The 13,542-nt window shown below is 41.0% G+C and carries 11 protein-coding genes; 1 reads left to right on the top strand and 10 read right to left on the bottom strand.

Annotated features, from left to right (window positions below; translation table 11 throughout):
- Positions 1-354: 354 nt before the first annotated feature.
- From ftsX to EKM65_RS06865, 7 genes are all read right to left on the bottom strand, one after another.
- Positions 355-1,242 carry a permease-like cell division protein FtsX gene (gene ftsX, locus EKM65_RS06835; protein WP_125606967.1) on the bottom strand — a complete coding sequence of 296 codons (888 nt, stop codon included), beginning with the start codon at positions 1,240-1,242 and terminating at the stop codon, positions 355-357.
- Positions 1,220-1,939 carry a cell division ATP-binding protein FtsE gene (gene ftsE, locus EKM65_RS06840; protein WP_125606969.1) on the bottom strand — a complete coding sequence of 240 codons (720 nt, stop codon included), beginning with the start codon at positions 1,937-1,939 and terminating at the stop codon, positions 1,220-1,222. The genes ftsX and ftsE overlap by 23 nt, the downstream gene beginning before the upstream one ends.
- Before the next feature lie 21 nt (positions 1,940-1,960).
- A protein-coding gene (prfB, locus tag EKM65_RS06845) for a peptide chain release factor 2 (protein WP_125606971.1) occupies positions 1,961-3,077 on the bottom strand; the annotation gives its coding sequence in 2 pieces (ribosomal slippage) (positions 1,961-3,004 and positions 3,006-3,077; 1,116 coding nt in all).
- 363 nt (positions 3,078-3,440) lie between these two features.
- Positions 3,441-5,804, bottom strand: coding sequence for a preprotein translocase subunit SecA (secA, locus tag EKM65_RS06850; protein ID WP_125606973.1), 2,364 nt, complete (start codon positions 5,802-5,804; stop codon positions 3,441-3,443).
- Between the two features lie 706 nt (positions 5,805-6,510).
- Positions 6,511-7,080 carry a ribosome hibernation-promoting factor, HPF/YfiA family gene (hpf, locus tag EKM65_RS06855; protein ID WP_125606975.1) on the bottom strand — a complete coding sequence of 190 codons (570 nt, stop codon included), beginning with the start codon at positions 7,078-7,080 and terminating at the stop codon, positions 6,511-6,513.
- A 202-nt stretch (positions 7,081-7,282) separates the two neighbouring features.
- Complete coding sequence (locus EKM65_RS06860; protein WP_125606977.1) at positions 7,283-7,972, bottom strand: ComF family protein; 690 nt, start codon at positions 7,970-7,972, stop codon at positions 7,283-7,285.
- A gap of 3 nt (positions 7,973-7,975) precedes the next feature.
- A complete protein-coding gene (locus EKM65_RS06865) occupies positions 7,976-9,337 on the bottom strand; it encodes a DEAD/DEAH box helicase (protein WP_164506856.1) in 1,362 nt (453 codons plus the stop codon).
- On the opposite strand from EKM65_RS06865, the gene EKM65_RS06870 reads away from it, so the two are divergent.
- On the top strand, positions 9,327-10,028 hold the full coding sequence (locus EKM65_RS06870; RefSeq protein ID WP_225420427.1) for a YigZ family protein: 702 nt from the start codon (positions 9,327-9,329) through the stop codon (positions 10,026-10,028). The two genes, EKM65_RS06865 and EKM65_RS06870, sit on opposite strands and share 11 nt — an antisense overlap.
- Before the next feature lie 83 nt (positions 10,029-10,111).
- Here EKM65_RS06870 and EKM65_RS06875 read toward each other — a convergent pair whose 3' ends face one another.
- The 3 genes from EKM65_RS06875 to rny form a co-directional block, all read right to left on the bottom strand.
- Positions 10,112-10,342, bottom strand: a complete 231-nt coding sequence (locus EKM65_RS06875) for a cupin domain-containing protein (protein ID WP_125606981.1) — start codon at positions 10,340-10,342, stop codon at positions 10,112-10,114.
- A gap of 140 nt (positions 10,343-10,482) precedes the next feature.
- Positions 10,483-11,577, bottom strand: coding sequence for a glycosyltransferase family 4 protein (locus tag EKM65_RS06880; protein ID WP_125606983.1), 1,095 nt, complete (start codon positions 11,575-11,577; stop codon positions 10,483-10,485).
- A gap of 254 nt (positions 11,578-11,831) precedes the next feature.
- Positions 11,832-13,400, bottom strand: a complete 1,569-nt coding sequence (rny, locus tag EKM65_RS06885; RefSeq protein WP_125606985.1) for a ribonuclease Y — start codon at positions 13,398-13,400, stop codon at positions 11,832-11,834.
- Between the last annotated feature and the right edge of the window lie 142 nt (positions 13,401-13,542).

The following is a 13,542-nucleotide window of genomic DNA, read 5'->3' on the forward strand; positions in this document are numbered from 1 at the left end:
ACTAACGGTTCCGACTACTACGGCCCGCAACGGACTTTCACCGTCTAGTTGATGCCCATGCCGGGCGCACTGAAATTCTTGTTGCAGCCTTGGCTGTTACAAGAAGGCTTGTCTTGGAGACAATTTTGCAAAAATTGGCTTCAAGCAATGCCCACTACGTTCCAGCGCTAAGTATTCTTTCGCCGCCACGACACCTCGCATGTTTCATATGCAACTTTTGCGCAGGCGCGCAGAAGTACAAAATGATAGTTTTAGTTTCCACTACCTTTATTAGCGAAGCCCAATGCGTTAAATAAGTAACAGTAAAAAAATAAGGTTCGACCACAATAATGCGGCTGAACCTTATCATACAAATTAAATTTTCAAAAAACGACGCATTGAGATTGAAGCACCAAACGCGCCAATCAACATGGCAATTACTAATAACGCAATATTCAGTGGCCACAATAATGCATTAGGCGACCACAAATGATAGCCAGAAGTCGCCAATTGTTGCCCAATACCTTGATAAACTGAACGGTAGCCTAAATCAATCACGATCAACGGTAAGATTGAACCCAGCAATCCGGTCCATGCACCTTCAAGAATAAATGGCCAGCGAATATACCAGCGAGTCGCACCAACCAGACGCATAATTTCAATCTCACTTTGTCGCGAAAGAATCGTAATTCGAATGGTATTCGCAATTAAGAAGACCGCCACAACTAGTAATAGAATTGAAAAAGCTGTGCCCCAATTACGAACGCCATTCATGGTGCGGAATAGATTCTTTGTTTGATCACCACCATAATTAGCCCGTGCAACATGCGTTAATTTTCGAGCTTGTTTGGCAATCGTCACCGTTTTCTGTGGATCAGTTGCCTGCAAGATAAAGACATCGCTTAGTGGATTATCATCACCATCAAACATTTTGAAAGAGTTTCCGTATTGCCGCACCACTTTCTTCAATTCGTGCTCTTTCGAAGAATAGGTAATTTTTTCGACATTTTTAATTTTTTGGAGTTGCTTTTTTAACGACGCCTCTTGTTTAGCCGTCGTTTTTGGTTCAATCGCTACTTGAACGCGAACGTCGTTTTCCACATCATGAGACAGCTTGGTCACGTTGAAAACTAAGGCCAAAGAAATACCAACTAATAAGATCGTCACCGCAACGCCGCTAATTGCAGCAAAAGCCATCCAACCATTCCGCCAGATACTTTTAAAACTATCACGCAAATGATTACGCATTGTCGTCCAATTCATGAGTATATTGGCCCCCTTCCTCATCACGAATGATTCTGCCACCAGCGACTTCAATGACCCGATGAGGTAATTCATCAACAATTTGTTGATTATGAGTGGCCATAATCACCGTTGTGCCATTCTCATTAATCCGCTGAAAAATCGTCATGATTCCTTCAGACGTTTTAGGATCAAGATTACCGGTTGGTTCGTCGGCAATCACAATTTGTGGTGAATTAACGATCGCCCGGGCAATTGCGATTCGCTGTTGCTGACCGCCAGAAAGCTCGTCAGGAAAACGATCCGCTTGTGCCTGCAAATCAACCTCCGCTAAAACTTGCGCCACCGCACTCTGAATTTCTTCGTTAGACTTACCTAATACTTGTAAAGCATAACCAATATTTTCAGCAACTGTCATTTTAGGTAATAATTTAAAATCTTGGAAAACTACGCCTAAGGTCCGCCGTAACTTTGGTACTTCGCGTTCACGTATGTTGCGTAGGTCAAAACCATTAACCACAATTTCGCCGTTCGTTGGTGTTAACTCACGATACAATAATTTGACTAACGTCGATTTACCCGCACCACTTTGACCAACTAAATAAACAAACTCACCGGTTTGAACAGTTAACGAAATATCTTGCAATGCCGCGACGCCATTCGGATAAATTTTTGCAACATCTTTTAATTTAATCGTGCCATTATTATTTTCCGTCATTTTCTCACCTCGTTAAACTAACTAATCAGGATTCTTCTGTTGGAGCTCCCATTGTAAATAATGATAAATAAACTCATCTAAATCGCCATCCATAACAGCTTGACCATTGCCGGTTTCATAATTGGTGCGATGATCTTTAACCATGGTATACGGATGAAAAACATACGAACGAATCTGCGAGCCCCAACCAATATCAGCTTGCACACCCTTAATGGCAGCCTCTTTTTGCCGTTGTTCTTCCTGCTTCAATTGATAGAGCTTAGCTTCCAACATACTCATAGCTGTTTCGCGGTTCTGTAATTGGGAACGTTGAGCTTGAGAACTAACGACAATTCCCGTCGGTAGATGCGTGATGCGCACTGCTGAAGAAGTCTTGTTAATATGTTGACCACCAGCACCGCTAGAACGAAAAACGTCAACTCGCAAGTCATCCGGATTAATTGCTACCTCGATATTATTGTCAAGCTCCGGCATAATTTCAACCGAAGCAAAAGATGTGTGACGTCGACCAGCAGCGTCAAATGGTGAGATCCGCACTAGCCGATGAACACCATTCTCAGAGCGCAATAATCCGTATGCATTGTGGCCTTTGATCAACATCGTAACACTCTTCAAGCCAGCCTCATCACCAGGTTGATAATCAGCAATCTCAGTAGTGAAATTGTGACTAGCAGACCAACGTTGATACATTCGCAACAACATCGCACCCCAGTCTTGTGATTCAGTGCCACCAGCACCAGGATGAATTTCTAAAATCGCATTGTTAGCATCATACTGCTCTGACAACAAGAGATCCATTTCATAGACATGCAGTTGTTCTTGTAATTCGGCGAGATCCGCTTCAACTTCACTAAGTAAGTCAGGATCATCATCTTCTTGCAATAATTCTAAACTCACTTCAATATTTTCAGCCGCAGTCACTAATTTTTCGAAATTGTCATACTTTTCTTTTAGTACATTATTCTCATCAATTAACTGTTTAGCGGCTGCACCGTCGTTCCAAAAATCTGGCGCCGCCATTCGATGTTCATTTAAAGCGATGGATTCCTCTAAGGCATCGAAGTCAAAGAGACCCCCTGAATTGCTTTATTTTGGCATTGGCCGTACTTAATTGATTCCTAATTTCACTTAATTCCATTCTTAAAACGTCCTTTCAAATCTTAATCGTCGTGAAACAAAAGACTCCTACTTTTATTTTTATATTAAAACTCGCTCAATGCAACTAATTGCTACGTCTAATTGGAAATCCTATCTGGGTTAGCCACCCAGCTGTGCTTTCGGTTAGAACTACGCAATCAACCCGTTGCTTTGCGCACTCTGATCTAAAATGTGCTCCGAACAACTGATGGCGAGTAATTTAAGTGAAAATCTTGCTGCGTTGACTCGCAATGATCTTCTCATTTAAAGCCATGTTGCCAACCCGTTGCTTCTTCGCACTCTTTTAAAAAAAGGCGCGCTCAAATAATGGAACTTTGAAACGCGCCCGTAAAAATATTCAGTTCTAACGCTTAATGTTGCGCCGAATTTCGGCTTTCATAAACAGACGGGTAACATCGTAATCGATATCAGCAATCATCTCTTCGAACTTACGATAACCTTCTTCTTGATATTCAACCAATGGGTTCATTTGACCATAACCCCGCAACCCAATTGATTGACGCAATTGATCCATTTCATCAATATGTTGAGTCCAATGATCGTCAACGACACGTAAAACAACAACCTTTTCGAATTCAAGCATTTGGGCAGGATCGACTAACTGTGCTTGTTTGTCAGCAAAGTTCTTGTCAACAAAGTCGAGTAGCAGCTTCTTCAATTCATCTGCAGACTTGCCTTGTAAACCTTCTAGATGTAAATCATCTTCAGTTACTAAGTTAGCCAAGGCATAGTCATAAATTGCTTGTAAGTTCCATTCTGATTGTGCACCTTGTGTATGCAAATCAACTTGATGGCCGATTGTGCGCTTCATCATTGGCTTAATGACACCTTCCAAGCCATCTGTTGCTGAAATAACTTCCATCCGTTGATTATAAATGACTTCACGTTGTTGCCGCATAACGTCATCATATTGCAAGGTATTTTTACGGGTATCATAGTTATTACCTTCAACTCGCTTCTGAGCTGATTCTACTTGCCGCGTAATCATCCGTGATTGAATAACCTGATCATCTTCAGAAAGATTTAAACGATCCAAAAATGATTTGATTCGCTCTGAACCGAAACGCTTCATTAAATCGTCTTGCAATGATAAATAGAATTGAGTTTCACCAGGATCACCCTGACGACCAGAACGACCTCGCAACTGGTTATCAATTCGCCGTGATTCATGACGTTCAGTCCCAATAACGGCCAAGCCGCCTAAATCAACCACACCAGGTCCCAGCTTAATATCTGTACCACGACCGGCCATGTTGGTGGCAATTGTAACGGCACCACGTTGACCGGCATTCATAATGATTTCAGCTTCTTTAGCGTGATTCTTAGCGTTTAAGACGGCATGAGGAATGCCTTGTCTATCCAGCATATCAGATAATAATTCAGAAGATTCAACGGCCACTGTACCAACTAACATTGGTTGACCTTTTGAATGACGTTCCTTGATATCTTCAACAACAGCCTTAAACTTACTTTCCAAACTTGGATACAACAAATCAGGCAAGTCTTTACGAATAACCGGTTTGTTCGTCGGAATGGAAATAACATCCATGTTGTAAATTTCTCGGAATTCTTCTTCTTCAGTCTTGGCAGTACCTGTCATACCAGCTAGCTTCTTGTACATCCGGAAGTAGTTCTGATAAGTAATATTAGCCATCGTCTGCGATTCGTCTTCAATCTTGACGCCTTCTTTTGCCTCAATGGCCTGATGTAAACCATCAGAGTAACGACGACCTTCCATAACCCGGCCGGTGAAGGAATCAACGATCATAACTTTGCCATCATGAACCACGTAATCAACGTCAAGTAACATCACGTAGTTAGCTCGTAATGCTTGATCCAAATGATGATTCAAAACCGTATTGTCAATATCATAAAGGTTCTTAGTCCCGAAGTATGCTTCAGCCTTCTTGATACCATCTTCAGTTAAAGAAATTGACTTTGTTTGCCAATCAATCTTGTAATCATCGTCTTCTTTTAACGTCTTAACGAAACGGTCAGTCCGAACGTACATCGCCGTTGAACGTGACGCTTGACCAGAAATAATCAGTGGTGTCCGCGCCTCATCAATCAAAATCGAGTCAACTTCATCGACAATAGCGTAATTTAATGGCCGTTGAACCATTTGTTCCTTATAAACAACCATGTTATCCCGCAAATAGTCGAAACCTAATTCACTATTGGTTGAATAAGTAATATCGCAATTATAGGCATCACGTTTTTGATCGGTGTTTAATTCGTTTAAGTTCAAACCGACCGTTAAACCAAGCCACTTGTATAATTCACCTAATTCTTCCGCGTCACGACCAGATAAATATTCGTTGACAGTAACGACGTGCACACCTTTACCAGCAAGTGCATTCAAATAAACTGGCATTGTCGCCGTTAAACTTTTACCTTCACCAGTTTTCATCTCGGCAATATTACCTTCATGCAAAGTAATACCACCAATAATTTGAACTCTAAATGGATAAAGACCTAAAACACGTTTGGAACCTTCGCGCACAACTGCAAATGCTTCTGGAAGGATCTCGTCTAAAGTTGCGCCATCTTCAATACGTTGTTTAAATTCAGGTGTTTTAGCCTGAAGCTCTTCGTCTGAAAGCTTAGCCATACTGGCGGCAAGTGCTTCAACTTTATCGGCAATCTTGCCCATTCGATTGACTTCACGTTTGTCACTTTCAACCCATGATTTTAAAATATTTGCCATCGTTTAAAAATCCTCTCTGTCAATTTATTTCGTAACTGTTGACAGTATTCAATCTATTTTAGTTTAGCATTTATTGGATATGATTTAAATAGTTTACCACAACAGTAATTGCCATAGTTGTAAATCGAACAAATTAAACCTTTTTGTCATTGTTTAAATACAATTTTGGCACTAAATTCACTTAAAATTACGGCCAATTTGTAAAACATCGTCAGTTTTGCTAATCTCTACAACTATTTTTGAGTGCTTAGCTCTGTTAAGACGAGTTAACGAAAAGTACGGCCTTGAAAATTGGCAGCGCTTATTTTTGAATCAAATTTAAAAGGTTCTGAGTTGCCGGTAACCGCATTTTAGAATTTACGATTTATTCTCATCTTAATTAGCTTACGACATCAAATTATAACGTGTCTAAGCGAGATCACGTAAGACATTTACAACGCAATTGTTGTCGTCTATAAAATAGTTCCTGATATGTATTTCAAAAATGATCACAATGGGAAAATCTATGCTGGATATTGGCATGACCAGCTTCGGTAAAATCGGCCCAAACTTCATTCCTCATTCTGTAAGAACACAATATTAAAATGGCGTTTATCTTATTAGTTCGGACTACCGTACAAACAACAAGTACTAGTTGCTTAGAATATATTTGTCCGCGCAAAATAAAAGAAGCCGGAATTTTCCAGCTCCTTCATTTCAAAATTAATTATTCGTCAGTTTCAATCAAACCATAACGGCCATCACGACGACGATAAACAATACTTGTGCCATTTGTTTCGGCATCCTCAAAGATAAAGAAGTTATGGCCCAACATGTCCATTTGTAAAATGGCTTCCTCAGAATCCATTGGCTTTAATGAGACACGCTTGGTCCGGACAACTTCTAAAGTATCCTTTGGTGTTTCTTTTTCAGGAGCATCGACAGCGCCATTAGCAGGACCAGTTAATTCAAAATTCTTAATACCTTTTTCACGGCTCTTGCGATTGATCTTAGTCTTATATTTGCGGATCTGGCGCTCTAACTTATCAGTTACCAAATCAACACTTGCATACATGTCAGGTGAAGTTTCCTCTGCACGTAATACTAAATAAGGCAAAGGAATCGTAACTTCAACCTTGGAAGTCTTATCAGCCGGATAAACCTTCAGATTAACATGGGCAATTGAATCTTGTGGTTCCTCGAAATACTTATTCAGTTTGCTAAGGCGTTTCTCAACATAACTCCGAATTGCCTCTGTGACTTCGATATTTTCTCCACGAACATTGAACGATAACATGGTCGCTCGCTCCTTTCAAGTAACAATACTAGCCAATGAATTATTGGCTCAACTTCATTATATCGAAGCGTTTACCAAGAAACAATCAAAACGAATGATTCCTTGTTATTACTGACTTTTTAAGAGTTATTTTCACTATAGTCATCATTAAAAAATGATAACCACCGTTTTTTGACGCCGATTTATGCTGGTGCAAATAGAATTAACGGGCCAATGTTAAAGCGCAAATTTCACCGGTAAATCCAGCCGTTCGCAGTGCAGTTGCGCCGCGGCGTAAAGTCGTTCCAGTCGTATAAATATCATCTAACAATAAAATTTTGTTCTTATCGACTATGGCAAGTCGTTCTTTTTGGGCAGCGAAGGTTTGCGGTGCTTTAAGCCGTTCTGCGCGTTTTAATTCTGATTGGTGCCAATCTATCTCATTACGACCTAGCAACGCTGTTAACGGGCATAAATCGCCAAATAAGCCTAACACCGGGTCAAACTGACGTTGCTGATAATGTTGAACGCTAGTGGGAATATAAACAAATAAATAATCAGCTTGATATTTCTGCAACGCTTGACGTAAGCTCCCTGCAAATAAAAGTCGCAAACAATAATCTCCGTGACGCTTATAAGCCTGAAAATAATCGTGCATCGCCGTATTATATTGAAGAAGCGCCTCATTCTTTAATGGCTCTAGATCCGCACGTTGCGCTTCTCGGCAATCCTGACACAGTGCCGTTGTTGCACCTAAGCGACCACATTGCGCGCAGGCATGGTTACGGTCAATTCTGACAAACTGACGTAAACAATGTTGACAAATTTGATCACCGTAAAAATGAGTTGTCCATAAAATCGCATGCAGTGTATAGTGACGCACAATTGACTGTCGGCACAATAAACATTCCATCCATTAAAAACCACCTTGCGTATTTAAATGACGAATCATCCGCACAGCGCGTCTCATCTTTAAGGTATAGTACTCGCTATAAAAAACCACCGTACCATTGGCGAACTCAGCCGCTCGGCCAACCCGACCCGCAATTTGAACTAAACTAGCCGTCGAATAATTACGATGATCTGCCGCCAAAATTAAAACATCAATATTGGCAAACGTTACCCCGCGTTCCAAAATTGTCGTAGTTAAAAGGACGGCCAATTTTTCATCACGAAAATTCTGAACTTTAGTTGCCCGCTGTTCATCGGCGGCATAGACAGTCGCCATTGACACCTGTGGGAATAATTGCTTAAATTTCTGAGCAATGGGTGCTAAATCGACAATTTCGGGTAAAAAGATTAAAAAGCGGCGTTGTCGCTGCACCCAATCACGTAATAAATTTTGTAAAGTGCTAGAAAATTCTTGACCAACCATAATTTTACCGAACTTGACTTCAGGAACCGGTAATTGACGCCCATGAAAGCGCCGGGCTAAATAATGCAACGGCAATTGTTTCCTTTTGGCGGCGCTTAATAATTGCGACGGCGGGGTTGCACTCAAATACAACCGATTACCCTGAGGCTTAACCGCAGTGGCCACAGCACGTTGTAACATTGGGTCACCGGCATAAGGAAAGGCATCAACTTCATCTACGATTAACAAATCGAAGGCCTGATAAAATCGTAGTAACTGGTGAGTTGTCGCGATAATTAATTGTTCATTTTGATACTGCTCATGAACTTGACCGTGAAATAAACCAACGGAACAGTGCGCAAAAGCCGCTTTAACACGTGGAAATAACTCGTTACAAACATCTACTCGCGGTGACACAAAACCGACTCGCTGTCCTTGCGCCAAAAACGCCGCGATCACTGGAAAAGTCATTTCAGTTTTACCTGCACCTGTTACCGCCCATAATAATTGTTCTGGTCGCTTTTGTTGCCGAAATTGTTGTAAGATATGATCAGAAACTTGCTGTTGAGCCGTCGTTAATTGGCCTGACCAAGTTAGACAATCTGACTGATGCGGATATTGATAATCTTGTTGCAACCGCACCAAATAATCAGCACTTGTGACTCGCCCTAGCGCTAAACATTGACGACAATATTCATGGCCCGTTGGCAAGCGATTGGTCGCGGGCACCAAACTACCACAGCGCTGACAAACTTGGTCGCCATGCCGCTCTTGAATGGCTGGTAGTAATTGAAAATATGTCAACTGCTGGCGGTTTGCCCACAATCTTTCGCTAACCTCTGTTGGCAATTGATTCAATAATAACTGGCGCCCATTAAATAGCTCTTGTTGTTCTCTGCTGAATTCTCGTTCATTGAAAGTCACCGCTATCTCACCCACTTTGTTCCTGCTATTATTAAATACGCAAAGGAGTCGATTTCTCATCGAAAAATATCGAACAATCGCTAAAAATGGCCAAACAGAATTAATCATTAAAAAGTCACGCTTCATTGCTTCAGTTGCACGAGTTGAAGATGAGACGGCTGCTCAAGATTTTTTAACTGCCACTAAGAAAAAATATCCCAAGGCCAATCATCATTGTTTTGCCTACCAATTAGGTTTCGACAGCGAAGCCCAACGTATGAGTGATGACGGTGAGCCCTCTGGAACAGCCGGTTCACCAATTCTAGAGGTTTTAGAAAAGCAAAATCTGGTTAACGTGATCTGTGTCGTCACGCGTTACTTTGGCGGCATCAAGCTTGGCGCTGGCGGCTTAATTCGTGCCTATGGTTCCGCAACAGCCGCCGGAATTGAAGCCGTCGGTAAAGTTGCCGGAATTTCTCAAGATCAATATGAGCTCACCATCAATTACAATCGCCTTGATTTGCTGACCCATTGGCTGACCGAACACAATATCGTCACGACAGATATTAACTACACGGATCAGGTTTGTCTCAAAATCTGGCTGGATCACGACCACGCAATTAAAACGTTAGCCGCAATTACAGATTTACTAGCAGACCAACTGACGAGTCAAAAAATAAATAGTGGTTTTAACGAAGTCCCCATTCAATAATAGGGATCACAACACCAAAAAAACGTCGACTTCAACTAAGAAAAATTATCTTAGTTAAAATCAACGTCTTTTTTTACTCTAAATTACAAAAAATCTTTTCGAATCGGGCTAAATGTGTCAAGCACTTCGGACCCTTGCTCCAACACAACGCAACCATGAGGAACATTAGCGGCAAACTTCAAAACAGCGCCGGCTGTCACAACATAGGACTCATCGCCTTCGTAAAAGCGCAACTTACCGCTCAAAACATAAGTGATCTGTTCCTCAGGATGATGATGTAAACTGACTGTCTCGGTAAAATCTTTAATTAACATTTATTATTAAAATAAAGTAGAGAAAACGGACTATCGGCTTCTAAAAATTATTGAACTTTTCTCAATCAAGGTGCCCTCTTAACTTGAAGACACACCCTAAAAATAACCAATAACCATAGATTATTCTCTTAAATATAAGTTTATTTGTTTGAATCATGCAAATCATCATTGTTAATATGCCCAGATAATTTTTGCGCGATTTTCAGTAAATGCAAGTTGGTAATCCCAATGGCTTCCAGTAACAAATCAACCCCGACTAAAATCGCTAATGTCAATAAAATATTGCCGGCTCTAGATGACAAAGGATACAGCAATGAAACAAACGAAAAAATCAAGGACAACCCATAGATAATCAGCACCGTCTGTCGCTGCGTAAAACCAAGTTTCAATAATTGGTGATGTAAATGCCGCTTGTCTGGCCGCATAATTGGCTCTTTGTTCCATAAGCGTCGGATAATCGCATAAGCAGTGTCAATAATCGGAATGCCTAAAATGACGATGGGAATAATCAACGATACAAAAGTCACATTTTTTAATCCCTTTAGTGAAAGAACCGCGATCATAAAGCCAATAAACAAAGAACCTGTATCACCGAGATAAATACTAGCCGGGTAAAAATTATGTGGCAAGAAACCGATCAACGCTGCTGCCAAACAAAAAATTAGAATACTGGGATAAGCATTGGCCACATTTAAAAAGAAAAAACCAATTACCCCCATTGTAAAAAGTCCAATGATCGACACCCCGGTTGCTAGGCCATCCAGCCCGTCAATTAAGTTGACCGCATTGGTAATCGCCACAATCCACACAATCGTCACTGGAAACTGCCACCAGCCTAAGTTGAAGTTACCAATGAATGGAATCGTTAAATTATTCATTCGAATGCCTGCCAAGAAATAAATTACCAAGCTGGCCATCACAATGCCAATCAGTTTCTTCCAAGGCGATATTTCTCGAATGTCATCAATAATTCCGACTAGAACAATTATACATTCTGCACAAAACACAGCAATTAATTCATGAGTAGGAAATTGATTCCGCAACAATACAAAAGTGGCGAAAGTAAACGCAACAAAAATACCGAGACCGCCTAAAGTCGGCATAGGTTTGGTGTTGATACGTCTAGCATTAGGTTGGTCCTCTGCGCCCAAGATAATCGCAATTTTACGAACGAACGGCGTCACAACAGCAGCTAAAATCATGGTAAAAATAAGTTTTACAACAATCGCAAACACTGACTTCACCTGTTTTCAGATTGATTTGTCTTAAATATAGCATACTCAGACATTTTTTTGCGTTTTCATACGACAATTAGCACGCCAAAATTTAATGATTGCCACAAAAAATAGAGCTGAGAAAAATCCCGGCTCTATTTTTGACGTTTTAAAACAACTGATTGCTATGCTTAACTAGAAATCTCATCTGGGTTACACCCAGCTGTACTTCCTCTTTAAGGCCACGCAATCAACCCGTTGCTTTTCGCACTCTCTTATTTTGCGTACTCGATTGTTCGCGTTTCGCGAATAACGGTAACTTTAACGTGTCCTGGATATTCAAGCTCTTGTTCAATTTGATTCTTAATTTCTCGAGCAAGAACAATCGCTTTATCATCAGAAATCTTATCGGGTTTCACAACCACCCGAATTTCTCGTCCAGCTTGAATTGCAAAACTATGATCAACACCCTCATGAGCATTGGCAATGTTTTCCAATTTTTCCAAACGATGAATATAGTTCTCTAATGACTCAGAACGTGCTCCTGGTCGTGCTGCTGAAATTGCATCGGCCGCTGCAACAATCACAGCGATTGATGACGTTGGTTCAACATCACCATGATGCGATGCAATCGTATTGATCACAACTGGAGATTCATGATATTTCGTTGCCAATTCTACCCCAATCTCAACATGAGAACCATCAACCTCATGATCGATTGCCTTACCTATATCGTGTAATAATCCTGCGCGTTTTGCTAAATCAACGTCTTCATCAAGTTCAGCCGCTAAAACACCAGATAATTTTGCTACTTCAATGGAGTGATTAAGGACATTTTGTCCATAACTTGTCCGGAAATGCATGCGACCGACAATCTTAATTAAGTCAGGGTTCATTGAATGAATTCCCAACTCAAAAATAGCCTGCTCGCCCAAATCGCGAATTCGCTCATCCATTTCTTTACGTGCTTTTTCAACCATCTCTTCAATTCGCGCCGGATGAATCCGACCGTCTTGAATCAACTTCTCTAATGCGAGTCGCGCAATTTCCCGTCTGATTGGATCAAAGCCGCTAAGAACTACCGTTTCTGGCGTATCATCAATAATTAAATCAATACCCGTCAACGTTTCTAGAGTTCTGATATTACGGCCTTCACGACCGATAATCCGGCCTTTCATCTCGTCATTAGGCAGTGTCACAACTGTCACAGTATTCTCAGTTACAAGATCCGCTGCACTACGCTGAATAGCATCAACAATTAGGCTACGTGCCTTCTTATCTGCTTCTTGCTTACCAGTTGCTTCACTCTCACGTATCATCACGGCACGCTCATGAGTCAATTGCTCACTCAATTCATCAGTGATCTCCTGACGCGCCTGTTCTTTCGTTAAACCAGCAACGCGTTCTAATTCCTGCTGTTGCTGCTCAACGATTTTCCCAACATTAGCTTGTTGCGTTTCAACCTCTGCCTGCTTAGCAGTTAACCGATTCTCACGATCGTCAAGATTAGTCTCCTTCTTATCGAGAGCATCGTCCTTGCGGTCAAGGGTTTCTTCGCGTTGTAAAACACGATTTTCGGAGCGTTGCACTTCATTACGACGTTCCTTCAGCTCATTTTCAACGTCAGTCCGATATTTATGACTTTCCTCACGAGCCTCAAGTAGTGCTTCTTTCTTAGCGGTTTTAGCTTCTTGATTAGCTTTTGCCAGGATATCTTCGGCCGTTTTCTTAGCCTCAATCATATTCTTTTCATAGGTATTCTTGCGGAACGTATAACCCACAGTTCCACCTACAGCTAGTCCGATGACGACAAACACGAGGATTATTAGTGTTGTTGCAAACATACACTACACCTCCGTATCATCAAAAAATACTAAAGTAAATTTTAAAGATGTTCAATTTTTAAAGATTATCTACACATGAATTATTTTAGCTTTAATAAATATCAGTGTCAATCAAGCAACTAGTGAATCCGCCCAATATAAA

It is taken from the genome of Lapidilactobacillus bayanensis, from assembly GCF_003946695.1.
Lineage (GTDB): Bacteria > Bacillota > Bacilli > Lactobacillales > Lactobacillaceae > Lapidilactobacillus > Lapidilactobacillus bayanensis.

Bases quoted from the DNA above. Each gene is read 5' to 3' on its own strand.
- ftsX (WP_125606967.1), bottom strand. From the start codon at position 1,242: ATGAATTGGACGACAATGCGTAATCATTTGCGTGATAGTTTTAAAAGT.
- ftsE (WP_125606969.1), bottom strand. From the start codon at position 1,939: ATGACGGAAAATAATAATGGCACGATTAAATTAAAAGATGTTGCAAAA.
- secA (WP_125606973.1), bottom strand. From the start codon at position 5,804: ATGGCAAATATTTTAAAATCATGGGTTGAAAGTGACAAACGTGAAGTC.
- hpf (WP_125606975.1), bottom strand. From the start codon at position 7,080: ATGTTATCGTTCAATGTTCGTGGAGAAAATATCGAAGTCACAGAGGCA.
- EKM65_RS06860 (WP_125606977.1), bottom strand. From the start codon at position 7,972: ATGGAATGTTTATTGTGCCGACAGTCAATTGTGCGTCACTATACACTG.
- EKM65_RS06875 (WP_125606981.1), bottom strand. From the start codon at position 10,342: ATGTTAATTAAAGATTTTACCGAGACAGTCAGTTTACATCATCATCCT.
- rny (WP_125606985.1), bottom strand. From the start codon at position 13,400: ATGTTTGCAACAACACTAATAATCCTCGTGTTTGTCGTCATCGGACTA.